The organism is Psychromicrobium xiongbiense (assembly GCF_030271165.1).
GTDB lineage: Bacteria > Actinomycetota > Actinomycetes > Actinomycetales > Micrococcaceae > Renibacterium > Renibacterium xiongbiense.
In genome coordinates this window covers 121,512-145,167 of record NZ_JASSZH010000009.1, presented here as the reverse complement: position 1 = coordinate 145,167, position 23,656 = coordinate 121,512, and the positions used below count along the sequence as shown (strand labels likewise).

Here is a 23,656-nt window from a genome sequence, read left to right as displayed (position 1 = left end):
GGAATTCGCAGGACCAGGAAGGGAAGGTACGATGCCGCCACTATCGCCCGGCCGCCTGCTTCGGCGGGTGCGTGCCGGGGATTCCCGGAGTATTGCGCACCACCCGGCGTTGGCTGTGCCGCCATCGGAGATGACGCTCAGCAGCCCGGCTTTCGCGAACGGCGGCACCATTCCCGTGGTGCATGCCGGACGCGGCGTGGGCCAGAACCGCAGCCCTGCCCTTGAATGGTCAGGCCTGCCCGAAGGAACCCAACAACTCCTGCTGGTGATCGAGGACACCGATGTGCCGCTGCCCCGTCCCATCCTGCACACGATCGCGCTGCTGGACCCCGCCATCGGGACTCCGCCTCAGCCGTTTCTGCCGGAGAACGAGCTGGCCGCGGAGGTGACAGGCGTCCGGCTGGTGCCGGTGATCCCGGGCATTGCGGGCTACCAGGGGCCGCGCCCCCTGTCCGGACACGGTGAACACCGCTACGGTTTTCACCTGTACGCCCTGAGTACGGCGATTCCGGCCACGGCCAAGCTGCGCGGCATGGCCGACGTGCTGAGGCAGACCAGTGGGCACCTCCTGGCCGCCGGTCACCTCGCCGGGGTGATGGAACGGTACTGAGGCTGGCCTGACGTGCCTGAGCGTTGCATTACCAGGCGGCGCTGACCGCCCCGTGCAGCTCCAGCAGGGGAGCGGTGCGCTCACTGGGGCCTCGACCAAAACCGCATTCGGTGGCCACACCGAAGCGAGGCTGGGCGGTGGCCGCCGCCGTGATGCGCCGCTGGGCGCCCGCCACGCCGTCCTCGTGATGGAGCAGGCCCAGATACAGTTCGGTTTCCTCGGGAACCTGCACCTGAGCCAGCGGCGCGAAATACGCTTCGTCATCGCGCTCAATCGGTACCGGCAGATGGAACCAAGTGATAGGTCGCGGAGAGCGTTCCAGCACCCCGGCCATGACGGCAGCCAGATACCGGGCGTCCTCGGGCTGGATGAAGTGGGCCTCTTCGTAGTCGCCGTAGCAGAGGTGGTAGCCCACCTCCACGTCCTCAGGAACGGCCGCGGCCTGCTGCACCGCGCGGTCGATGACGCCATCGAGCGTGTTCGCGAACCAGGGCTGCAGCGGGTACCAGGCGGGCAGCCGGGAGCTCTCCAGCAGGCCGAACTCAGCCGCCGTGTCCCACTGAATGGCCAGATCCTCATGCGGGAGGGCACTCAGAATCTCCTCCAACTCGCCGAACAACGCCTTCGCGTAGGCCGGTTCGAGCGCTTCGCGGCTCTCCGGACTGACGAAGGAGGCGATCACGGAGGCGGGCGTCGGCAGCGAGACCTGGAAGCGGGTGCCCGGGGCGATGACGCCACTCTCGCGAAGCTGGCGGAAAGTTGCGTACGACTCCTTGGCCGCTTCCGCATAGCCCAGCGGCGGAAAGGCCAGGTTCTCCGCCTGGACGCCTTCGTCCAGGGCGAGCATCCTGGGGTCGAACTGCCCGCGGAGAGCAGGCATCGGATCACCCACCCGGTGAATACCGGGCGTGGCTGCCAGACGGTCGCGCTGGAACTGAATCCAGTAGTACCGCTCGCCGACCTCTCCGTCCGGAATCCGGTGCAGCCGCTCACCCAGATGCGTCGCAACGGTGCTCATGACCGCCTGGGCATCGGGCAGATTGATGCTTCCCACCAGGTGGGCACCGCGAACGTCCGGGGTTGAAGGGGCTGACATGGTTCTCCTTGTGCTGTGAACTTCCGTGAAAATCCTAGTCTCGGAGCCGCATCAGCAAGAAAGCAGCGTCGTCATAGAGAAGTTCGTCCTGGCGAAGCAGACCCTGGAGAAAACGGTGTGGGCGCAACGGGCACCAGGGAATCGAGCCATCGCTGACACTGGCGGGGATTGCGGAAACACAGCGTTCCAGGCGTAGTGGCAAGGGTCCGCATCTGGCGACGCTTGGCGGTGAAGCTCCTGAAATGCCAGATGATGATCGAGTCCATGCTGAGGACTTTTCGCCAGGTCTCCCGGTTGCCGTTGCAGATGGATTCTGCCGTCCGGACCCGGCGTAGGGTCCGCCTGACCAGTCGCCAGAGCGTCCGGGTGCGACTGTAGTCCAGGCAGATCACCAGCTGTGCACGGTCCGTGGCCTGCGATCGATACTCCTGATAGGCCGAGTCAAAGATCCAGGCGGGCTCGGCCAGAGCGGATTCCGCCATCCGGACCATTTCCTCCTCCGCGCGTTTGGTCCAGTCCGGCAACCAACCGAATTCTTCATCCACCAGATGTACGGGGATCCCGGTCAGCAGCCCCAGAGTGTTGGCGAAGGAAGACTTTCCCGATCCCGTCACGCCGTAGATCAGCACGCGCTGTGCGTCTTCCGGCAGCTGGACAGCTCCTGAGCTGCTGTCACTCACGATTCGGTGGGAGCGCGCCGGATCAGGTTGGTGATTCTGGCGGTCGAGAGGCGTCGGCCCTGCTCATCGGTCATCACGACTTCGTGCGTGGTCAGGGTACGACCCAGGTGAATCGCCGTGCAGGTACCGGTAACCAGGCCGCTGGCGACCGAACGGTGATGGGTGGCACCTATCTCGATGCCCAGGGCCTGTCCGTCCGCCCCGGCGTGCATTCCGGCGGCAAAGGAGCCCAGGGTTTCTGCTAGGACGAGGTGTGCCCCGCCATGCAGAATGCCGGCCACCTGGGTATTGCCTTCCACCGGCATGGTCGCGACGATCCGCTCGGGGCTGAGCTCCTGGAAGATGATGCCCATTTTGACCACGAGTGCACCCACGCCGTGCTTGCTCAGCATGGCGTGCATAAACGGGGGGACACCGGCATCGAGCAATTCCTGCTCGTAGGAGTTCTCTGCGGAGAGGGAGTTCTCAGTAGCGGGTGGAGCTTCGGTGGTATTGCCGGAGGGGAGCGTCATGACCTCAGGCTGGCACAGCGCGCCGACAGTTTCAATCTCCCGGGTTCAAACTGTCGTGCCCGCCAACTAGTCTTGTGGGGTGAGCACAGCAGCGGACCAGACGCCCAAACTCCTCGTCATCGACGGTCATTCCATGGCCTTCCGCGCTTTTTATGCGCTGCCGGCAGAGACCTTCCTGACGGACTCTGGTCAGTACACCAACGCTGTGCACGGCTTCACCTCGATGTTGCTGACCATGATCCGCCAGCAGAAGCCCAGCCACGTCGCTGTCGCCTTCGACCTGGACACGCCGACCTTCCGGTCCGAGGAGTATGGCGAATACAAGGCTGGTCGCAATAAGACCCCGGAGGAGTTTCACGGGCAGATCGGGCTGATCATCAGGGTCATGCAGGCCATGCGGATCCCCACGGTGAGTCTGGACGGTTTCGAGGCGGACGACATCATCGCCACCTTTGCCGCCAAGGCTGAGGCTGCGGGGTGGCAGGCACTGGTCGTCTCCGGGGACCGGGATGCTTTCCAGCTGATCACCGAGACCACCTCCGTGCTGTACCCGAAAAAGGGCATTTCCGACATTCCGCCGATGGATGCCGCAGCGATCGAAGAAAAATACTTCGTCACCCCGGCACAGTACCCAGATCTTGCCGCACTGGTGGGGGAGAGTGCGGACAATCTTCCCGGGGTGCCCGGCGTCGGCCCCAAGACCGCAGCCAAGTGGATCAACCAGTACGGCGGCCTGACCGGCATTCTGGACAACCTCGACGCGATCGGCGGCAAGGTGGGTGATTCCCTGCGTGAACATGTGGAGAGCGTGCGCCGCAACCGTCGGCTCAACCACCTGCTCCGGGACCTCGATCTGCCGGTGACGCTGGAGGAGACTGCTCTCCAGCACCCGGACCGGGAGCAGATCAACGAACTTTTCGACGAATTGCAGTTCAAGACGTTACGGACCCGGCTCTTTGAGCTTTTCGGTGAGGAAGCTGATGATCAGGACGTCCATCAGGAGGCGCCGGAGCATCGTCGGCTGACCAGCGGAACCGATCTGAATGACTGGTTCAGCCAGGTGGGGGAGACCCCGGTGGGGCTGGCGCTGACCGGCGAGGCGCTGCCGATCGTGGATCCGTTGGGTCTCGATGTCCAGGGCCTGGCGTTCAGTACCGCAGATACGGCGGCCTTTGTACCACTCACCGAGCTCGATGCCGAGGCGGAGCGGGTTCTGGCGAGCTGGCTCGCCGGTGACCATCCTAAAGCTGTTCACGATGTGAAAGCTGCCTATAAAGCGCTCTCCGGCCGCGGTCTGGAGCTCGGCGGGGTGGTGGACGATACCTCCATTTCGGCCTATCTGATCCAGCCCGAGCGGCGGAACTACGACCTCCCGGACCTGTCTGCGTCCTACCTGAAGCTTCATTTTGGCGAGAGTAACCCCGCGCAGGCCGGGCAGCTCGATGTCGATATGGCAGGCGATGGCGGTGCGGCGGAAGCAGTTTTCCGCGCCTTCATCACCGAACAGCTCAGCGCGATGTTCGCCCCGATGCTGGTGGAGCGGGAGGCCAGCCATCTGCTCACCGACATAGAACTCCCTCTGGCCCGGGTGCTGTCCGAGATGGAGCTTGCCGGGGTTGCGGTGTCCGAGCCTGCATTGAAGACCCTGATGGCGGACTTCACCGCCACGATTGATGCCGCTCAGCAGGCGGCTTTCGAGGCGATCGGGCATGAGGTGAATCTTGGCTCGCCCAAACAGCTTCAGGTGGTGCTTTTCGAAGAGTTGGGCATGCCGAAAACCAAGAAAATCAAAACAGGCTACTCCACCGATGCCGAGGCGCTCGCTGATCTCGCTCAGAAGCAGCCGCATCCTTTCCTGGTGCATCTGCTGGCCTACCGGGACGCGACCAAGCTGCGCCAGACCGTGGAAGGACTGCTCAAGTCGATCGGTGCTGATGGCCGGGTGCACACCACCTATGCGCAGAATATTGCGGCAACCGGGCGTCTGTCCTCCAACAACCCGAACCTGCAGAACATCCCCATTCGCAGTGAGGAAGGCCGGAGGATCCGTGAGGTCTTCGTGGCCGGCACGGACGTGCGGGGCAAGGACTACGAGACGTTACTGACGGCGGACTATTCGCAGATTGAAATGCGTATCATGGCGCATCTCTCCGGGGATGAGGCGCTGATCCAGGCCTTCCGCGACGGGGAGGATCTGCACCGCTTTGTGGGCTCCCACATCTTCAATGTGGCTCCGGAAGAGGTCACCTCGGCCATGCGCTCCAAGGTGAAGGCGATGTCCTATGGTCTGGCCTACGGTCTGAGTTCCTATGGACTGTCCAAGCAGCTCAACATTTCGGTGGACGAAGCCCGCACCCTGATGAAGGACTATTTTGAGCGCTTCGGTGCCGTGCGGGACTACCTCCGGGGCGTCGTCGAGCAGGCCAGGGTTGATGGCTATACCCAGACCATTGAAGGGCGACGTCGCTATCTGCCCGATCTACTCAGCGACCAGCGGCATCTGCGCGAGATTGCCGAGCGTGTGGCCCTCAACTCACCAATTCAGGGGTCCGCGGCGGATCTGTTGAAGCGCGCCATGATCGGGGTGGCCAAGGCCTTTGACGCCGAGGGGCTCGCCTCGAGGATGCTGCTGCAGGTTCACGACGAACTGGTGGTGGAGGTTGCCGCAGGTGAGCTGGAGCGAGTCAGCGCCATCGTCAAAGAGCAGATGGCTCAGGCCGGGGAACTCAGCCTTCCGCTGGATGTGCAGATTGGCGTCGGCCGAAGCTGGTTCGACGCTGGTCACTAGCGGGCGGGTGCCAGGCCCCACGGCTGGAAAGAATGAGGCATACCCCGGAGGCAAGAGTCGCCACCAGGAGTAGCGAGACCAGCACTACGAGTTGGACCGCACCGGCAGCCAGCGGGCTCGCGCCGCCCAGAATCAGGCCTACAAAGGCTCCTGGCAGCACGACCAGACCGGCTGTCCGGGTTTGATCGAGAGTAGGAATGACCGCCTCGCTGGCCACCGGGCGGGCAATGAGAATCCGTGCCTGGGGCCACGTGAAGCCCAGTGCTGCGGCCGCCTCCACCTCTCCGCGTCGTACCGAAAGCTCCTGCTCGATCCGACGGGCCGCCACCGTGGTGGCCGCCATGGCACCGCCGATCTGCTGGCCAAAGAGGGCGATCAGCGCCAGCGGATTCCAGGGCAGGACGCCGGTGAGCAGCATGACACCTCCGACTGGCACCACACCCACCGCGATAGCTACCCCAGCGAACCACCATCGGCCCTGGGGAGTAATCCGGCGCCCGGCCGTCCAGGTGGCCAGTAGGAACATCACCAGGATCAGAATCCAGGACAATCCAACATGCTGGCTCAGCAGAGCGATGAGTAGTGCCACCACGGCGAGCTGCACCAGGGCCCGGACAGCGGCAATGATCATGTCCCGGCCAGGCCGGCCGAAACCCCAACGCCAGAGAACCGCAGAGACGACGGTCAGAACAGCGAGCAGGATCCAGGTGGCGGGACCCAGTTCCAGAAGGGTGGAGGTCTGCATCACCCCATCTTGTCACCGCGGGTTAGTATGCTCGGACAGTGAATCTTTCCGGTACAGAGCGAAGTGAACAGTCCGCCTCTCACACCAGCCAGTTCAGCGTGGCTGAGGTCGCGGTCGACGAGTCGGTCGATCTGGATGCGCGTTACCAACTACGCAGTTTCCCGGCAGAAGAACAGGGACACCCCGGCTATGAACGCTGTGTATCCTGGATTCGCGCGGTGGGCCAGGGCTTCTATGACGCCCGCAGGACCGAAGAACAGATCGCCGGAACCCTTCACCGCGCTGCGGTGGATCAGCGACTGCTGACCGGCATTTATGAGCTCAATGCCCCGGCTATGGTGCGTCCGGAACAGCCAGTGGCCACTTTTGGCACGCTGGTCAAGGATCTCAACGTCGGTCAGGGGCGGATGCTCCCTACCCTGCTGATCACTGCGGTCACCGTGAGAACCGATCATCGCCGTCGAGGACTGCTCAGCCAGATGATGCGCCGGAGGCTCCGCCAGGCCAAGGAGGCAGGACTGGCGATGGCGGCGCTGACCGCTTCGGAAGCGAGCATCTACCGGCGCTTCGGCTTTGGCGTGGCCACCTTTGAACGCTCTGTCACCCAAAAAACCGGCCGTTCCTTCTCCCTGGATCATCGGGCTCAGGGCACGGTGCGGGCAGTTCCGGTGGATCTGTTGCCCGAGTTCACGGCAGATATCTTTGCCCGGGTTCATCAGCAGCAGACCGGCTCGGTAGACCGCCAGGAGGCGTACCGGCTACGCTCGGTGGGCCTCGACCGCGGTCAGGACACGAACGACAAGGTGCTGGCCGCAGTTCACTACGATGCCGATGGCGCCGCGGACGGCTATGTCAGCTATCAGCACGCGGGTTGGGACGCCTCACCACTGCGGCTCGACGTGATCGATTTCATTGCCCTCGGCAGTGCCAGGCTGGACCTCTGGCAGTACCTGGCCTCCGCAGACTTGGTCGAGGAAATCCGGTGGTCCGAGGCGTCGCAGCTTGAAGGCGTTGAGTGGGCGCTTGCAGACCGAAGGACCATGCGGACCACGGGGATGCAGGACATGCTGTGGTTGCGCATTCTGGACGTCAAAACGGCGCTGGAATCCCGGCCCTACCCGGAGGATGGGCGTCTGGTGCTGGAGGTGGTCGATCCGATGGGGCTGACCGGCGGCATCGTCGCTGTTGACATCCGGAACGGTCATGCCACCGTGAGGCCGACTGATGACGCCCCAATGCTCAGGCTCGATGTGGCGGATCTTGCCTCGTTGTATCTGGGCTCGGTACCACCGACTGCGCTGCAGGCTGCGGGCCGGCTGGAGGAGAGCGTTCCTGGATCGGTGAACCTTGCACAGCGCCTTCTGGCGGCAGAGGGTTCCGTCCACTGTTTCACTCATTTCTAGACCCCGGCCGGTTCACGACATGGTGCACAGCACGACACGACCGCGGCAATCGAGGTCACTACACTCTTCTGGATGGTTATGACAGAGCTGAAGGCGCGCGAGGACTCATCCCGCGGGCTGTTTGACCTTTTCGATGCGGCGAGTGTGGAGCGCGGACGTGCCTATGCCCGGCTGCAGCGGGTGGTCACGCTACAGTTCGAGCCGGCCACCGGCTTGCTGACCGGCAAGGTTGAAGGCAATAACCTCTACCGCTCGGTCGCCAAGCTCACTCGCCAGCATGGCGCCTGGACCTGCCAGACCGCTCTGTGCGACTGTCCAGTCCGGACCGACTGCAAGCATGTCGTGGCCCTGCTGTACACGGCATTAGAGCGTGGACTTCTGGAGTCGGGCCCGGAGGCACTGAGAGGACGGGTCAGAGACGATCGGCCTCTTGCCACTGCCACGGCAGCCTGGGAGCAGGCTCTGGCTCCGCTCATTCCGCAGGCTGCGGCAGCATCGTCATCGAACGCGGCACGGTTGGCGCTGTTCTTTGAGGCAACCCAGCCGCGCCCGGAAATCACGCGCAGCGGTCGGTTCTACACGCCCGCGCAGCCCGCAACGTTGAGGGTGCGCCCCGTCTCGATGGGTGCCCGGGGGACGTGGATCAAAAGTGATGTGGCGTGGAACAACCTCAATTACCTAGGGTACCGACGCAAGTTCAGGCGCGAGCAAACCGATGCTCTCTCCCAATTTCTGGAACTGACACGCAGCTCGGGATCTCAGCATGGCAGCGCCGATCAGTGGCTCGATCTGAGCGGATATCACGGTAGGCACCTCTTCGATGAACTCCTCGGCCTGACCGAGCAGGGGATTCCGCTGGTTCAGTCAGCCCGGCAGGGTGATCCCGGTGTCCGGTTGGAACGGGAGCCTGCCACCCTGGAACTGATGATCGATCGGTCCGCCGAGGGTGGGTTGACCGTCGTATCGAGGCTGGAATCCGCCGGACAGGAGCTTGATCTTTCCGAGGTGAATTTCGCCGGGGATCCGGCATGTCTGATCTTCCGGACCGGCGCCTCCACGCCACACGGAGACCCTGATGGGACGTTGATTCTGACCGCGCTCACTCCGGTGCACTCGGAGCTGGTGGCTTTCGCGCGCGTCGTGGAACCGGTACACGTCCCTGCCGCCGATGAGGAGCGCTTCTTCCAGGAGTTCTACCCGCGTCTTCGCAAGCGTGCACAGGTGGTGGCGGCTTCCGAGGAAGTGCAGCTTCCCACCGTTGGCAAGCCGGTGCTGTCTCTGCTGGCCTCCTACCATCTCGATCATCGGCTGGACCTTCACTGGGAGTGGCACTACTCGAACCGGGGCAAACAGGTGGCCCAGCCGCTGCAGCCGGAGGAACTGCCTGGTGGCAGCCGTGATGCGGAGGAGGAACGACGTATCCTGCGTTCCGTCGGCAGCCCCTGGGAGCTGGTGCCCGCACTGGCGGCCGAACCGATGATCGGCCAGGACGGTCTGTGGACCAGCCCCGGGCTCGCCGCTGCTGCCACCTTGTTTGGCATGGATACCGTGGTATTTACCGAGGAGATCCTGCCACAGTTGCGGGCTCTGCCGGAGGTGGAGGTGGACGTCAACGGGGTGGTGCCGGAGTTCCAGGAGGCGGTGGAGGCGCCTGTGGTGCACCTGTCCACGGTGGAGAAAGACAACCGGGACTGGTTCGGACTCGAGATCGTGATCACTCTGGAGGGTGAACACGTGGCCTTCGGGCAGATTTTCTCCGCCCTGGCGGCTGGGCATAGCCGATTGATTCTGCCCAGCGGAAAGCACTTTGCCCTGGACAGCCCTGAACTTCAGCAACTGCGGGAGCTGATTGACGAAGCCCGGGCGCTCTCCGACCAGCCAGGTGAGGAACTGCAGATCAGCCGATTCCAGGCGGGTCTATGGGAGCAGTTTGCGGCGCTGGGCGTGGTGGAAAGCCAGGCGAAAGAATGGCGCCGCAGCGTCAGCGGCCTGCTGAGCGTGAACGACTCGATGCGCGAGTTGGCGGCACCGAGGGGGCTGCGGGCCGAACTACGGCCTTACCAGCTGGAGGGCTTCCGCTGGCTGCGCTTCCTGCACGATCATCGACTGGGCGGCGTTCTGGCCGACGATATGGGCCTCGGTAAGACCGTCCAGACCCTGGCGCTGTTGTGCTCGCTACGAGAGGATCCCGCCGGGGTGATAGCGGACGATGCCGGACCGGACGGCGCAGGGTCGGACGGCGCAGGGTCGGACGGCGCAGGGTCGGACGGCGCAGCTGGCCCAACGTCGCGTGCCCCGTTCCTGGTGGTGGCACCGAGCAGCGTCGTGTCCAACTGGGCCATGGAGGCAGCCCGTTTCGCCCCGGGGCTGAAGACTGTGGCAATCACGGAGACCTTCAAACGCAGTGGCCTGGACCCGCTCGAAGAATTTACCGGAGCAGATCTGGTCATCACCTCGTACGCCTTGTTCCGGCTGGAACTGGAGCAGTACCAGAAGCAGGACTGGGATGCGCTGGTGCTGGATGAGGCACAGTTCGTGAAGAACCATCAGTCCAAGGCCTACCAGGCCGCTCGGAAGCTGTCGGCACCGTTCAAACTCGCCATCACGGGCACTCCACTGGAGAACAATCTGATGGAACTCTGGGCACTGTTCTCGATTGTGGCTCCGGGGCTGTTCCCGAGCCCCGGCAAATTTGCCCAGCACTATCGCAGACCCATTGAAGTGCAGGGCCATCCGAAATTGCTGACCCAGCTGAGGCAGCGCATTCGGCCGCTCATGCTGCGCCGGACCAAAGAGCAGGTGGCCACCGAATTGCCCGCCAAGCTGGAGCAGGTGCTCACAGTGGAGCTGAACCCACGTCATGCCAAGGCATATCAGACGCACCTTCAGCGGGAGCGTCAGAAGGTTCTGGGGCTCCTGGAAGACACGAACAAGCATCGCTTCACCATCTTCCAGTCACTGACCCTGTTGCGGCAGATGGCGCTGGACGTGTCCTTAGTGGACCCGGGGCTCACCGGCATCCGTTCCAGCAAGCTGGATGTGTTGTTCGAACAACTTGAGGATGTGCTGGCGGAGGGGCACCGGGCGCTGATTTTCAGCCAGTTCACGGGATTCCTGGGCAAGGTCCGGGAGCGTCTGGATGCCGAGGGGGTGCAGTACGCCTATCTGGACGGAGCCACCCGGAAGCGGGCCGAGGTCATCCGCTCCTTCAAGGAGGGAGATGCGCCGCTGTTCCTGATCAGCCTCAAGGCCGGTGGTTTCGGTATCAACCTGACCGAGGCAGACTATGTGTTCCTGCTGGATCCGTGGTGGAACCCGGCCAGCGAGGCGCAGGCCGTGGACCGGGCCCACCGGATCGGTCAGGACAAGCAGGTGATGGTGTACCGGCTGGTTGCTAAAGACACTCTTGAGGAGAAGGTCATGGCACTCAAAGCCAAGAAATCGAAACTGTTCGATGCGGTAGCGGGGGATGAGGCGCTGGCGGCCACCCACCTGAGTGCGGAGGACCTGGCAGCGCTGTTCGGTGAGTGATCCGTACTGGTGGGGATCAAAGGCCGTGGTTCCCCGGAGCAGGGCAACGACGACCGCGGCCTCCGCGACGGCTTTGCTTTGCTGGGCCAGACTGAGTAAACTAAATGGGCGCGCGGTGCGTCGTGTGTGTTGCCTCCTGGGTTTCTCCGGAAATCAGTGGGAAGTTCAGACGCCGATGATGCTCGTTGCGCTGATCTGTTCAAACCAACCATTCGAATGGCTTCGATCCTGGGGCCTGCCGACCAATCAACTATCCACATCGGAGCCCCTACTACATGACCATCACGACCCCCGAGAAGACCGGTACCCCTGTTGTCGCAGTGAACGACATTGGTACAGCTGAGGACTTCCTCGCCGCTATTGATGCCACTATCAAGTACTTCAACGACGGCGATCTCGTCGAAGGAATTGTCGTCAAGGTTGACCGCGACGAAGTTCTGCTCGACATCGGTTACAAGACCGAAGGCGTTATCCCTTCCCGTGAACTTTCCATCAAGCACGACGTCGACCCCTCCGAGGTCGTTTCCGTGGGCGATGAGGTCGAGGCCCTGGTCCTCACCAAGGAAGACAAAGAAGGCCGCCTGATTCTGTCCAAGAAGCGCGCACAGTACGAGCGCGCCTGGGGCGACATCGAGAAGGTCAAGGAAGAGGATGGTGTCGTTACTGGTACCGTCATCGAGGTTGTCAAGGGCGGCCTGATCCTCGACATCGGCCTGCGTGGCTTCCTGCCCGCATCGCTCGTCGAGATGCGTCGTGTCCGTGACCTGGCTCCGTACATCGGTCAGCAGATCGAAGCCAAGATCATCGAGCTGGACAAGAACCGCAACAACGTGGTCCTGTCTCGCCGTGCCTGGCTCGAGCAGACCCAGTCCGAGGTTCGTTCCACCTTCCTCAACAAGCTGGAAAAGGGTCAGGTTCGTCCCGGCGTCGTGTCCTCCATCGTCAACTTCGGTGCCTTCGTGGACCTGGGCGGCGTGGACGGTCTGGTTCACGTTTCCGAACTGTCCTGGAAGCACATCGACCACCCCTCCGAGGTTGTCGAAGTTGGCCAGGAAGTCACCGTCGAGGTGCTCGAAGTGGATCTGGACCGCGAGCGGGTTTCGCTCTCGCTCAAGGCTACGCAGGAAGATCCGTGGCAGACCTTCGCCCGCACGCACGCGCTGGGCCAGGTTGTTCCCGGTAAGGTCACCAAGCTGGTTCCGTTCGGTGCGTTCGTTCGCGTTGAAGACGGCATCGAAGGCCTGGTGCACATCTCCGAGCTGGCTGTCCGCCACGTGGATCTGGCCGAGCAGGTTGTCTCCGTGGGCGACGAGCTGTTCGTCAAGGTCATCGACATCGACCTGGAGCGTCGTCGGATCTCCCTGTCCCTCAAGCAGGCCAACGAGGGCGTGGACGCCGACAGCACTGAGTTCGATCCGGCTCTGTACGGTATGGCTGCCGAGTACGACGAAGAGGGCAACTACAAGTACCCCGAGGGCTTCGACCCGGAGTCCAACGAGTGGCTCGAGGGCTTCGAGACTCAGCGTGCCGCATGGGAGCAGCAGTACGCTGACGCCCAGGCTCGTTGGGAAGCTCACAAGAAGCAGGTTGTGCAGCACGCAGCTGACGATGCCGCCGCAGTCAACGAGGGTGGCGAGTCCAACGCGACCAGCTACTCCTCTGAGGCTCCGGCTGTCGACGCCGGCACGCTGGCGTCGGATGAGGCTCTTGCCGCTCTGCGCGAGAAGCTCACCGGAAACTGATTCCGTCAACCGATGGGCCGTTGCGCACTGCGCAGCGGCCCATCGGCCGTTTAACCCTCATCACTCAAACTCGGTTCGCTCGGGAGGAGCATCATGATTTCTGAGGACTGGATCACCGTGATCCGTCCGGGAGACCGCGAAATCGTGGGCTACCTCGAGCTGCAGGGCGGGGGTTTCCGGCCACACGATTTGCTGGGCCACCCGGTTGCGGAGCTACTGGACTACGACGTGGCGGAAAACCTGCTGCTCGACGCTGGTCTGGGATATCTGGTCTGGCGATGGACTCTGCAGGTTCCCGATGCTGAGGCTCCGATTGATGTGGTGAACCGGGAGATCAGTTCCCGTCAGGTCATAGTGGTGAGCGATGACTATCACTACCACCAGCCGATGGGCACCGAGTTCATCCTGGAGATTCCGGATCTGAGTGGGCGCCTGCAGCCAGGCACGCCGGGCTCCGGTCCGCGTTTCCTCCAGGCAGTGCCTAACTAGGCTGCCGAACTAGGTTCCAGGGCGAACCTGCGTCCCGTGCTGATGCTCATCAGGCGATGCCGGGGCGTCGATCCAGAGGGGATCGCCCAGTTCCAGCGGGTGGGCTCCGAGGCCGAGGCGTGCCGTCAGCTCCGCAGCCTCCGCGAGGGCACCGGCGTCATCAGCGATACCTAGGCGCACTCTGACGTTGCTGCCGGATTCTGAGTAGCTCTCACCGAGCACGGGGTACCCGGCCCGGCGGAAGGCGTGGAGATACCGACCCATGTCGGCAGTGGGAATGATCAAGGCAGCCATCCGCATCCTGGATCGGGTGAGAAAGCTCGCTCCGTCGAGTGCCGACGCCACGGCCGAGGAATACGCGCGGGTCAGCCCGCCGGTGCCCAGTAGGGTGCCGCCAAAATAGCGGATCACGACGGCGCAGACATCGGAGAGATCTGCCACGCCGTTGGTGGGTGTATGCCCGGTGAGTGCCTCGAGCATGGGCGGTCCAGCGGTGCCGGCCGGCTCGCCATCGTCATTGCTGCGCCGTTGCTGTCGGTCTGGCCCCAGAACAAAGGCCGAGCAGTGATGCCGGGCATCGCGATACTGCTGGCGGAGCCCGGCGATCATGGACCTGGCGTCCTCTTCCGACTCGACTCTGCGGAGCACGGCAATGAACCGGGATCGCTGGACCTCGATTTCCTGGCGGCTCTCCGTTCCGGGGCGTAAAACGCTGTAATGCACCGATTCAGCATAATCTGGGGTCATGCTTTCGATTGGGCTCACAGGCGGTATTGCAGCGGGCAAATCAGTGGTGGCAGCAACTTTGCAATCCATGGGTGCCGTGATGATCGATGCCGATCGGCTGGCCCGGGAGGTCGTGGAGCCGGGGACTGAAGGGCTGGTCCGTCTTGCCGAGGCCTTTGGCACCGGGGTGTTGAGCCCGGACGGCTCGCTGCACCGCGCACGGCTTGCGGGCCTGGTCTTCGGCGACGAGGCGCAACGGCAGAAGCTCAACGGCGTCGTCCATCCGCTGGTCCGCGAACGCAGCACAGCCCTCCGGGAAGCAGCCCCGTCGGACGCCGTGGTGGTGGAGGATATCCCGCTGCTGATCGAGACCGGGCAGGTGCAGCGATTCCATCTGGTGTTGGTGGTCGATGCGCCGGAGAACCTGCGGGCCGAACGGCTGCTCCGTGACCGGGGGATGAGCGCAGACCAGGCCTGGGCACGCATCCGGGCTCAGGCGAGCGACGAGGAGCGGCGGGCAGTGGCGGATGTTCTGCTGGAGAACACGGGCACGGCAGACGAGCTCATCCTGCAGGCCACGGCCCTGTGGAAGCAGCGGCTGCTGCCCTTTGCCGGGCATCTGTCCCGGCATGAGCAGGCGCCCCGGACGGGACCGGCCAGAATCGTTCCGGCAGATCCGCAGTGGCCCGCAACGGCGGAGCGATTGCGTCAGCGTATTCTGGCGGTGACCGGAACCGACGGCGTCGCCGTGGATCACATCGGTTCCACGGCGGTACCCGCGTTGGCCGCCAAGGACGTCATCGACCTTCAACTGCGGGTGCAGTCGTGGCAGCAGGCGGACGCATTGGACGATGCTCTCGCCGGGATCGGGCTCCCACGGGTGCCCGGTGAGTGGGCGGACACACCCAAAGTCAGTGATCCGGACCCTGCACACTGGCAGAAGAGGCTCCATGCCAACTCAGACCCGGGGCGGGCGGTTAATCTTCATGTCCGGATCGATGGTTCTACCGGCGCGCAGTATGCCCTGGCATTTCGCGACTGGCTACGCTCCGACGAGCGGGCACGTCGGGACTATGAGGCGCTGAAAGTCCGGCTCGCTACAGAGCATGCTGCGGATCAGTCTGCGGGCGGTTACGCGCAGGCCAAGGAGCCTTGGTTCACTGAGGTGGCCGACCCGGCTCTGGAAACGTGGAAGGCCCGCAGCGGCTGGATGCCGCCACGGGCCTGAGCCAGTGGTGAAACGCAGTGTCTGTCAGTAGTTGCTGCCACAGGTGATCTGGACGCCACCCTGGTTGTGCACACCGGGGCCAAGCTGAGCGCAGGTCTGGCCGAGGGTGACCGCAGCGACAATGCCGATGATCAGCAGGATGGTCGTCACGACCACGGAGATCAGGCCGAGGATGATGGCGACGAGGGCCGGGGTGTTCTTGAATCCGGCTTTCTTGGACTTCGACCGGGCGACGAAGCCCAGGATCATGCCGATGAGTCCGAAGCCCACAAAAGGCAGGACGATCGCGATGATGCCCATGGTCTTGCCGGGATCCTCGGCAGGTGCAGCGTAGGAACCGGCAGGGCTCGCCGGCGGGTAGTTGCTGGTTTGGTTGTCCGACATGGATGTCTCCTGAAGGTGTAGTGGTGCAGATCTCTTGCGGGTACGATGCGAAGTTTCGCAGTCTTACTGAGCAGCGTAGACGACTTTTTACCGCATTTCGCGTTTATCCAGGGAAGGGATTGCCGTGGTTCTCTGACTGGATCGCAAACTGTCGGTGCCCCGACGTAGCGTAGTGCTATGAGTCTCGCACAGCAGATCGAACGGGTCGTCGCTCCCTTCGAAGTGATCAGCGACTATCAGCCAGCCGGGGATCAGCCGGCAGCCATTGCTGAGCTTGCCGAACGGATCAACGCAGGGGAGAAGGACGTCGTCCTGCTGGGCGCTACGGGAACCGGTAAATCGGCAACGACGGCCTGGCTGATCGAGCAGGTGCAACGGCCCACGCTGGTCATGGTGCAGAACAAGACCCTGGCAGCGCAGCTGGCGAATGAATTCCGGGAGCTCCTGCCGAATAACGCGGTGGAGTACTTCGTCTCTTACTACGACTACTACCAGCCGGAGGCCTACGTTCCGCAGACCGACACCTTCATTGAGAAGGACTCCTCGGTGAATGAGGAGGTGGAACGGCTGCGTCACTCTGCAACGAACTCCCTGCTGACTCGCCGGGATGTGATCGTGGTGGCCACTGTCTCCTGTATCTATGGCCTGGGTACTCCCGAAGAATACGTCGCCGGGATGGTCACGGTGCGACGCGGGCAGGAACTGAACCGGGATGCCATGCTGCGCCAGTTCGTCAACATGCAGTACACCCGCAATGACACCGATTTTCATCGCGGAACCTTCCGGGTGCGCGGGGATACCGTGGAGATCATTCCCATGTATGAGGAACAGGCTCTGCGTATCGAGTTCTTCGGCGATGAAGTGGAGCGAATCTACACTCTGCACCCGTTGACCGGTGAGGTGATCCGGGAGGAGACGGAGATGTATATCTTCCCTGCCTCGCACTATGTGGCTGGCCCCGAGCGGATGGCCAAGGCGATCACCCGGATCGAGGACGAGCTTGCCGCCCGGCTCGCGGTTCTGGAGAGTCAGAACAAGCTGTTGGAAGCGCAGCGGTTGCGGATGCGAACCACCTACGACCTTGAAATGATGCAGCAGATGGGCTTCTGCAACGGCATCGAAAACTACTCGCGGCACATTGACGGCCGGGAGGCGGGCAGCGCTCCGCATTGCCTGATCGACTACTTTCCGGACGACTTCCTGCTGGTGATCGACGAGTCCCACGTCACCGTGCCACAGATCGGTGCCATGTACGAAGGGGACATGTCACGTAAACGCACCCTGGTGGAGCACGGCTTCCGGCTGCCTTCTGCGATGGATAACCGGCCACTCAAATGGGACGAGTTCCTGGAGCGAGTCGGCCAGACCGTCTATCTCTCCGCAACACCCGGCAAATACGAGCTCGGTAAGGCCGACGGCGTGGTGCAGCAGATCATCCGGCCCACCGGCCTGGTTGACCCTGAGATTGTGATCAAGCCGACCAAGGGGCAGATTGACGATCTCCTGGGTGAGATTCGGACCCGGGTGGAGAAGGACGAACGGGTTCTGGTCACCACGCTGACCAAACGTATGGCGGAGGATCTGACGGAGTATCTGCTCGGCCACGGGGTGAAGGTGCAGTACCTGCACTCCGATGTCGACACCCTGCGTCGCGTGGAGTTGCTGCGTGAACTTCGCCTGGGCACCTTCGACGTCCTGGTGGGCATCAACCTGCTCCGTGAAGGCCTGGACCTCCCTGAGGTCTCCCTGGTGAGTATCCTCGATGCCGATAAGGAAGGCTTCCTGCGCTCGGCCACCTCGCTGATTCAGACCATTGGCCGTGCGGCTCGTAATGTCTCCGGTGAGGTCCACATGTACGCGGACAAGATTACCGACTCGATGGCGGTCGCCATCGATGAGACCAACCGGCGCCGCGCTGTCCAGACCGCCTACAACCTGGAACACGGCATCGACCCGCAGCCCCTCCGTAAGAAGATCGCCGATATCACCGATTCGCTGGCGCGGGAGGATGCCGATACCCAGAGCCTGCTGGAGGCCAATGGTAAGGGCCGCGGCAAAGGAAAGGGCAAGTCCGGCACCACGGTGCGCCGGGATGGGCTGGCGGCGGTGCCCGCGGAAGATCTGGTGGACCTGATCGAACAACTCACCGCTCAGATGCATGCGGCAGCCGCTGAACTGCAGTTTGAACTAGCTGCCCGGCTGAGAGACGAAGTGGGAGATCTGAAGAAGGAGTTGCGCCAGATGCAGTCGGCGGGGCATGCCTGAGGGGCGCCGATGGACTCCGTCCGATTCAGAGGCCAGCTGACTGATAGAATAGAAGCAACGTAGGGGAGTATCCTTCAGCGCTACGAACGTCAACACGTTGGGCACAGTTGCCTGACCGGGCGTAGCGGCCGTTCAGCGGCGGAGAGACTTGCGGCGATTCCGCCCATCCCCGAAAGGTCTCTGATGACCCAGCTCCCCTTGATTTTTGAGATCGGAACCTTTGTGGTTCTGGGTCTGGTCCTGCTCTGCGATCTGCTGCTGGTGCTCAAACGCCCCCACGAGCCGTCCATGCGTGAAGCCGGCTGGTGGATCACCTTCTACATCGGCCTGGCGCTGGTCTTCGCGGCCCTGATGTTCCTCTTCACCGGAGCCGAATTAGGTTCGCAGTTCATCGCCGGGTGGGTGACTGAATACACCCTGAGCATCGACAATCTCTTTGTCTTCATCATCGTGCTTGCGCGGTTCGGCGTTCCCAGAAAATACCAGCAGGAAGCCCTGATGGTCGGCATCATCGTTGCCCTGGTGCTCCGCGGTATCTTTATTCTGCTCGGTGCCGCAGTGATCGAGAACTTCAGCTGGGTGTTTTACCTCTTCGGGTTCTTCCTGCTGTACACAGCCTGGCAGCAGGCGCGCGGCTCTGATGAGGATGAAGAAGGGGCGGGGGACAATGCCCTGATTCGGGGACTCCGACGAATCCTGCCGATCTCCGCGGACTTTGATGGGGCCAAGGCGCGTACGGTGGTCGACGGCAAGAAGATGTGGACACCGATGTTCCTGGTCTTCATCGCCCTGGGACTGACGGATCTGCTCTTTGCCGTCGACTCCATCCCGGCGATCTTCGGGCTCACCAATGAGCCATTCATTGTCTTCACGGCCAACATCTTTGCGTTGATGGGGCTACGCCAGCTCTATTTCCTGCTGGGTGGCCTGTTGACTCGACTGGTTTTTCTGAAGCACGCGCTCTCGGTAATTCTGGCCTTTATCGGCCTGAAGCTGGTCTTCCACGCGATGCACGCCAATGAACTTCCCTTCATCAACGGCGGACACTCCATCGAGTGGGCGCCGGAAATCCCGACCTGGCTGTCGCTGGTGGTCATTGTGGCGACGATCCTGGTTGCCACGGTAGCCAGCCTGTTGGTCTCCCGTAAGACGAAGGTGGGCGCCGCTACGGACTCTGCGGGTGTGGAGTCTCAGACTCCGGAGGCCCAGGACTCAGCCGGCCTCGGCACGGACCGCTAGAAACTATCAGGAATTGGCTGCGGCTTCTGCCAGCGCCGGGCCGTCGAGCCGGAACGTCGTCCACTCGTCCTGGGAGTGTGCGCCCAGCGAACGATAGAAGCCGATGGAGGGCGTGTTCCACTTCAGAACGCTCCACTCCACTCGCGCATAACCGCGCTGCAGGGCCAGCTGAGCCAGATGAAGCAGCAACGCCTTGCCGTGACCGCGGCCGCGGGCTTCCGGGCGGACGTAAAGGTCCTCCAGATAGATTCCGTGCACACCTTCCCAGGTGGAGAAGCTCAGGAACCAGATGGCGCAGCCCTGGACGCCGTGCTCATCCTCGGCCATCGTGGCGTATACCTGAGGATTCGGGGCAAAAAGCGCTGCGTGAAGCATCTCCGCTGTCGTCTTAACGGCATCCGGCTCCTTTTCGTAGATCGCCAGATCATGGATCAGTTCCAACAGGACCGGAACGTCAGAGGGCACGGCAGCACGAAGAGTCATGCACCAACTTTATCCGGACCCACGTGCCAGGGGCCTTTCGGCGGGGCCCACGTGTCCGAGGGGCCTGCCGTGAGATACGAGCGGTGGGAGGACATGGGGACTAGTTGCGGCTCATGTCCAGGAACCTGAGCACGGCGTACCCCGCCTCGTCCGAGGCGTCAAGATCCACCTCGGCACTCATCGACCAGTCGTGATGACCGGCCGGGTCCGCGATGATCTGTCGGGCCTTCCATCGCCTGCCACCCGGTTGCACTGTGAGGTCGAAAAGCGCGGGGCCGCGAGCCTGCGGTCCGGCATCGAGCTCGTCATGCTCGTCCCAGTACTCGCCCAGCGCGTCCTCCCAGCGGGAGGCCGGCCAGCCGGCATCGGCATCGAGCTCACCAAGGGCACGGAAGTCATCGCGTGAGGCCAGCGTCACGCGCCGGAACATCTCATTGCGCACCATGACCCGGAACGCCCGTTCATTCCCGGTCAGCGGCTGAGGAGTGTTCTGTGTCGCGTGGTGGGCAGCTTCGCTGAGCGCAGCACTGTCCAGTTGCCCGCTGCCCAGAGAGCTGATGTCCAGGCCCATCATGGCCTCCCATTCATCCAGCAGGGAGGAGTCGGTCTGCCGCACGATCTCACCGAGCCATTCGATGGTGTCCTCGACCTCGGGTGTTCGTGCACTCGGCGGCACGGTCTGACGCAGAGCCCGGAGCGCATCGGCCAGGTAACGCAACAGAATTCCCTCGCTACGGGCCAGCGAATAGAAGCGGACGAATTCACCGAAATTCATGGCCCGTTCCAGCAGATCCCGCAGCACCGACTTCGGCTGTACCTGAAAGTCACCCAGCCACGGTGCGCCGGCCCGATAGGTCTCAAAGGCCTGGTGAAGCAGCTCACCCAGCGGCTGCGGGTAGTCGATGGCTTCCAGTGCGGTCATCCGCTGCTCATACTCCATCCCCTCCGCCTTCATCTGGGCCACTGCCTCGCTCCGGGCGTAATTGCGCTGGGCCGCCAGAACCTGACGGGGATTCTCCAGCGTGGATTCAATGACGGAGAGCAGGTCAAGAGCGTAGTCGGGGCTCTCCGGGTCCAGGAGTTCCAGGGCAGCCAGTGCAAAGGGGGAGAGCGGCTGATTCAGTGCGAAATCCGCCTGGACATCCACCGTGAGACGCAGTCCGCGGCCATCGGGGCCGCGCTCTGACTCCGGGATGCGCACCACCACGCCAGCCGCGAGCAGTTCCCGGAGAATCCCCAGCGCCGTGCGCATCATCGAGGCCTGACGGCTCGGACTCTCGCGGTTTTCGGTGAGCAGTCGTCGGGCAGCCTGCACGGGATCACCCGGGCGCTCCATCAGATTCAGCAGCATGGAATGGCTGACGGTGAAGGTGGGGGTGAGTGTTTCCGGTTCGGCATGGACCAGCCGTTCAAAGGTGGGTTCACCCCAGGAGACAAAGCCCTCCGGCGGTTTACGCCGCACCACCTGGCGTAGCTTGCGCTGATCGTCGCCGAACTTCTTCTGTGCCTTGGCCATGGCCCGCACATTCTCCACCACATGCTCCGGGGCCTGCACGATGACGGTTCCGGCCGTATCGAAGCCAGCCCGGCCGGCGCGCCCGGCGAGCTGGTGGAATTCCCTGGCGTGCAGCAGGCGGGTTTTGACGCCGTCGTACTTACTCAGCGCAGTCAGTAGAACGGTCCGGATCGGCACATTGATACCCACGCCCAGGGTGTCGGTACCACAGATAACCTTCAACAAGCCCTCCTGAGCCAGCTGCTCGACGAGGCGACGGTACTTGGGCAGCATGCCCGCATGGTGAACGCCGATGCCGTGCCGGATCAGCCTGCTAAGCGTCGCACCGAAGCCGGGGGAGAAGCGGAAGCGTGCCAGATGCTTGGCGATCTGATCGCGCTCCGCCCGGCTGGCGACCGTGACGCTCATCAGGCTCTGGGCCCGTTCGATGGCCTCCGCCTGGCTGAAATGCACCAGATACACCGGCGCCTGATGCGTGCTGAGCAGCTCCTCCAGGCTCTCGTGCACCGGCGTCTGGACATAGTAGTAATGCAGGGGGATGGGGCGGTCAGTGTGCGTGATCGTGGCGGTGCCTCGCCCGGTCCGCCGTTCCAGCTCGGCGCTGAGAGCGGTGGTGTCGCCCAGCGTGGCGCTCATCAGCAGGAATTGGGCTTGCGGTAGCTCCAGCAGTGGAACCTGCCAGGCCCAGCCACGCTGAGGGTCGGCGATGTAGTGGAACTCGTCCATCACCACGCTGTGGATGGCGGCCTGTGCCCCCTCGCGGAGTGCGACGTTGGCCAGGATCTCCGCGGTGCAGCAGATGATCGGTGCCTCGGGGTTGATCGAGGAGTCACCCGTGATCAGACCGACGTTGTGGGCCCCGAAGATCTCGGCGAGGGCGAAGAACTTTTCGGAGACCAGTGCCTTGATCGGGGCAGTGTAGTAACTGCGACGACGAGTGCTTCCGGAGCCGGGTTCACCGGCAGGGTGTGCATGCCAGGTGGCCAGCGCGGCAAAGTGCAGGGCAACCGCCACCAGGGACTTCCCCGAGCCTGTGGGGGTAGCAAGGATGACATGGGAGCCGGTGAACAGCTCCAGCGAAGCCTCATCCTGGGCCGGATACAGCTGGACGCCTCGGGACTGATTCCAGTCCACAAAGCCCTCATAGAGCGCATCGGGATCGTCGGGTGCGTTGTCTGCGCCAGGGAGATGGTCCAGCAGTGTCATTGACTCCATCTTAGGTGCCGCGAGGGAGAAGGATTCGCTGTACGGTGAGAGGTATGCGCCACGGTTGCATAGCAGGAATGCGTTGGGCGAAGGCGGAGAGCCGTGGAGCCGCCTCCTGAACCGAGGAGAACCGATGAGTTTTGACGCCGACCCCCAGAAGTTTGCTTGGGACCCCCAGAAATATGTGCAGTTCGGTGACTTTCGGAACCGTCCCTTCTTTGATCTCACGGCGCGGATTCTGGCGCAGAATCCGCGCGACGTGGTCGATCTGGGCTGTGGCCCGGGCAATCTGACCGCGACGCTTGCCACACGCTGGCCCGAGGCCGAGGTGGAGGGGGTCGATTCCTCGGCCTCGATGATCGCTTCCGCACGCCGGGATCACCCTGCGGCAAACCTGCGGTTCACCGAGCGATCCATCGAGGAGTGGGCGCCTGGCGAGCAGACCGACGTGGTGGTCAGCAATGCTGCCCTGCAGTGGGTGCCCAGTCATCGTGAGCTGTTGAAGGACTGGCTTCCCCGCCTCCAGCCGGGCGCCTGGTTCGCCCTGCAGATTCCGGGCAATTTCGGGGCGCCATCGCACGTGTTGATGCGTGAACTCGCCGAGTCGGAGGCCTGGCGATCGGTGACGGGCGGCATCCTGCGTCACACGGACGCGGTGTCCGAGCCGGAGGACTACCTGGCGCTCTTTCTTGATGCGGGGATGCAGGCTGACGCCTGGGAGACGACGTACCAACAGGTGCTTCCAGGCGAGCGGGCCGTGGTGGAATGGGTACGGGGCACCGCCCTTCGCCCCGTACTCAACACACTCTCACCGGAGCAGGCCGAGGCCTTTGAGGACGACTATACCCGGCTGCTCGACGAGGCGTACCCCGTGACAGATCATGGAACGGTCTTCCCCTTCCGGCGGATCTTCGTGGTCGGCCAGAAGAAAGGTCAGAAGAAATAGGCTGGCTCTCCGTCGGTCTATAGTTGAACCGGTCTGTAGTTGAATTGGTCAACTAATTGTCACGATG

At 63.1% G+C, this 23,656-nt stretch carries 18 protein-coding genes; 10 read left to right on the top strand and 8 right to left on the bottom strand.

The features are described 5' to 3' along the window. Positions 1-31: 31 nt before the first annotated feature. Positions 32-610 carry a YbhB/YbcL family Raf kinase inhibitor-like protein gene (locus QQM37_RS03310; RefSeq protein WP_285724975.1) on the top strand — a complete coding sequence of 193 codons (579 nt, stop codon included), beginning with the start codon at positions 32-34 and terminating at the stop codon, positions 608-610. 28 nt (positions 611-638) lie between these two features. Here the strand turns inward: QQM37_RS03310 and QQM37_RS03305 are convergent, their stop codons facing one another. The 3 genes from QQM37_RS03305 to QQM37_RS03295 all read right to left on the bottom strand — a co-directional run bounded on the left by QQM37_RS03305 (position 639) and on the right by QQM37_RS03295 (position 2,787). Continuing rightward, positions 639-1,706: a hypothetical protein gene (locus tag QQM37_RS03305; protein ID WP_285724973.1), complete on the bottom strand. Its 1,068-nt coding sequence runs from the start codon at positions 1,704-1,706 to the stop codon at positions 639-641. A gap of 71 nt (positions 1,707-1,777) precedes the next feature. After that, entirely contained in the window at positions 1,778-2,386 is a 609-nt protein-coding gene (locus tag QQM37_RS03300) for a P-loop NTPase family protein (RefSeq protein WP_285724971.1), read from the bottom strand. Then, on the bottom strand, positions 2,383-2,787 hold the full coding sequence (locus QQM37_RS03295; RefSeq protein WP_285725413.1) for a hotdog fold thioesterase: 405 nt from the start codon (positions 2,785-2,787) through the stop codon (positions 2,383-2,385). Before QQM37_RS03295 ends, QQM37_RS03300 begins: the two co-directional genes overlap by 4 nt. 190 nt (positions 2,788-2,977) lie before the next feature. On the opposite strand from QQM37_RS03295, the gene polA reads away from it, so the two are divergent. Continuing rightward, positions 2,978-5,686 carry a DNA polymerase I gene (gene polA / locus QQM37_RS03290; protein WP_285724970.1) on the top strand — a complete coding sequence of 903 codons (2,709 nt, stop codon included), beginning with the start codon at positions 2,978-2,980 and terminating at the stop codon, positions 5,684-5,686. Here the strand turns inward: polA and QQM37_RS03285 are convergent. Then, entirely contained in the window at positions 5,625-6,431 is an 807-nt protein-coding gene (locus QQM37_RS03285) for an ABC transporter permease (protein WP_285724968.1), read from the bottom strand. The genes polA and QQM37_RS03285 overlap by 62 nt on opposite strands. Before the next feature lie 98 nt (positions 6,432-6,529). Between QQM37_RS03285 and QQM37_RS03280 the strand changes: the two genes are divergently transcribed. The 4 genes from QQM37_RS03280 to QQM37_RS03265 all read left to right on the top strand — a co-directional run bounded on the left by QQM37_RS03280 (position 6,530) and on the right by QQM37_RS03265 (position 13,596). After that, a complete protein-coding gene (locus tag QQM37_RS03280; protein WP_285724965.1) occupies positions 6,530-7,834 on the top strand; it encodes a GNAT family N-acetyltransferase in 1,305 nt (434 codons plus the stop codon). A gap of 72 nt (positions 7,835-7,906) precedes the next feature. Further along, positions 7,907-11,365 (top strand): DEAD/DEAH box helicase, encoded by a 3,459-nt coding sequence (locus QQM37_RS03275; RefSeq protein WP_285724963.1) that lies wholly within the window; start codon positions 7,907-7,909, stop codon positions 11,363-11,365. Between the two features lie 275 nt (positions 11,366-11,640). After that, the gene (gene rpsA, locus QQM37_RS03270; RefSeq protein ID WP_285724961.1) at positions 11,641-13,107 is read left to right on the top strand and encodes a 30S ribosomal protein S1; all 1,467 of its coding nucleotides are present in this window, start codon (positions 11,641-11,643) and stop codon (positions 13,105-13,107) included. Between the two features lie 93 nt (positions 13,108-13,200). Continuing rightward, positions 13,201-13,596: a hypothetical protein gene (locus QQM37_RS03265; protein WP_285724960.1), complete on the top strand. Its 396-nt coding sequence runs from the start codon at positions 13,201-13,203 to the stop codon at positions 13,594-13,596. Between the two features lie 9 nt (positions 13,597-13,605). Here QQM37_RS03265 and QQM37_RS03260 read toward each other — a convergent pair whose 3' ends face one another. Then, entirely contained in the window at positions 13,606-14,319 is a 714-nt protein-coding gene (locus QQM37_RS03260) for an IMPACT family protein (protein WP_285724958.1), read from the bottom strand. 22 nt (positions 14,320-14,341) lie between these two features. On the opposite strand from QQM37_RS03260, the gene coaE reads away from it, so the two are divergent. After that, complete coding sequence (gene coaE, locus QQM37_RS03255; protein ID WP_285724956.1) at positions 14,342-15,550, top strand: dephospho-CoA kinase; 1,209 nt, start codon at positions 14,342-14,344, stop codon at positions 15,548-15,550. Positions 15,551-15,574: 24 nt separating this feature from the next. Here the strand turns inward: coaE and QQM37_RS03250 are convergent, their stop codons facing one another. After that, the gene (locus tag QQM37_RS03250; protein ID WP_285724954.1) at positions 15,575-15,934 is read right to left on the bottom strand and encodes an ECF transporter S component family protein; all 360 of its coding nucleotides are present in this window, start codon (positions 15,932-15,934) and stop codon (positions 15,575-15,577) included. Between the two features lie 177 nt (positions 15,935-16,111). Between QQM37_RS03250 and uvrB the strand changes: the two genes are divergently transcribed. Then, on the top strand, positions 16,112-18,199 hold the full coding sequence (gene uvrB / locus QQM37_RS03245; RefSeq protein WP_285724953.1) for an excinuclease ABC subunit UvrB: 2,088 nt from the start codon (positions 16,112-16,114) through the stop codon (positions 18,197-18,199). Between the two features lie 183 nt (positions 18,200-18,382). After that, positions 18,383-19,438: a TerC family protein gene (locus QQM37_RS03240; RefSeq protein ID WP_285724952.1), complete on the top strand. Its 1,056-nt coding sequence runs from the start codon at positions 18,383-18,385 to the stop codon at positions 19,436-19,438. A 6-nt stretch (positions 19,439-19,444) separates the two neighbouring features. Here QQM37_RS03240 and QQM37_RS03235 read toward each other — a convergent pair whose 3' ends face one another. Further along, positions 19,445-19,921, bottom strand: a complete 477-nt coding sequence (locus QQM37_RS03235; RefSeq protein WP_285724951.1) for a GNAT family N-acetyltransferase — start codon at positions 19,919-19,921, stop codon at positions 19,445-19,447. Between the two features lie 100 nt (positions 19,922-20,021). After that, on the bottom strand, positions 20,022-22,643 hold the full coding sequence (locus QQM37_RS03230) for a DEAD/DEAH box helicase (RefSeq protein ID WP_285724949.1): 2,622 nt from the start codon (positions 22,641-22,643) through the stop codon (positions 20,022-20,024). 133 nt (positions 22,644-22,776) lie between these two features. Here QQM37_RS03230 and QQM37_RS03225 point away from each other — a divergent pair, with 133 nt between their 5' ends. Further along, on the top strand, positions 22,777-23,589 hold the full coding sequence (locus tag QQM37_RS03225; protein WP_285724947.1) for a trans-aconitate 2-methyltransferase: 813 nt from the start codon (positions 22,777-22,779) through the stop codon (positions 23,587-23,589). Positions 23,590-23,656 lie beyond the last annotated feature (67 nt).

Bases quoted from the DNA above. Each gene is read 5' to 3' on its own strand.
- QQM37_RS03310 (WP_285724975.1), top strand. From the start codon at position 32: ATGCCGCCACTATCGCCCGGCCGCCTGCTTCGGCGGGTGCGTGCCGGG.
- QQM37_RS03305 (WP_285724973.1), bottom strand. From the start codon at position 1,706: ATGTCAGCCCCTTCAACCCCGGACGTTCGCGGTGCCCACCTGGTGGGA.
- QQM37_RS03295 (WP_285725413.1), bottom strand. From the start codon at position 2,787: ATGCACGCCATGCTGAGCAAGCACGGCGTGGGTGCACTCGTGGTCAAA.
- QQM37_RS03285 (WP_285724968.1), bottom strand. From the start codon at position 6,431: ATGCAGACCTCCACCCTTCTGGAACTGGGTCCCGCCACCTGGATCCTG.
- QQM37_RS03275 (WP_285724963.1), top strand. From the start codon at position 7,907: ATGGTTATGACAGAGCTGAAGGCGCGCGAGGACTCATCCCGCGGGCTG.
- rpsA (WP_285724961.1), top strand. From the start codon at position 11,641: ATGACCATCACGACCCCCGAGAAGACCGGTACCCCTGTTGTCGCAGTG.
- QQM37_RS03265 (WP_285724960.1), top strand. From the start codon at position 13,201: ATGATTTCTGAGGACTGGATCACCGTGATCCGTCCGGGAGACCGCGAA.
- coaE (WP_285724956.1), top strand. From the start codon at position 14,342: ATGCTTTCGATTGGGCTCACAGGCGGTATTGCAGCGGGCAAATCAGTG.
- QQM37_RS03250 (WP_285724954.1), bottom strand. From the start codon at position 15,934: ATGTCGGACAACCAAACCAGCAACTACCCGCCGGCGAGCCCTGCCGGT.
- uvrB (WP_285724953.1), top strand. From the start codon at position 16,112: ATGAGTCTCGCACAGCAGATCGAACGGGTCGTCGCTCCCTTCGAAGTG.
- QQM37_RS03240 (WP_285724952.1), top strand. From the start codon at position 18,383: ATGACCCAGCTCCCCTTGATTTTTGAGATCGGAACCTTTGTGGTTCTG.
- QQM37_RS03235 (WP_285724951.1), bottom strand. From the start codon at position 19,921: ATGACTCTTCGTGCTGCCGTGCCCTCTGACGTTCCGGTCCTGTTGGAA.
- QQM37_RS03230 (WP_285724949.1), bottom strand. From the start codon at position 22,643: ATGACACTGCTGGACCATCTCCCTGGCGCAGACAACGCACCCGACGAT.
- QQM37_RS03225 (WP_285724947.1), top strand. From the start codon at position 22,777: ATGAGTTTTGACGCCGACCCCCAGAAGTTTGCTTGGGACCCCCAGAAA.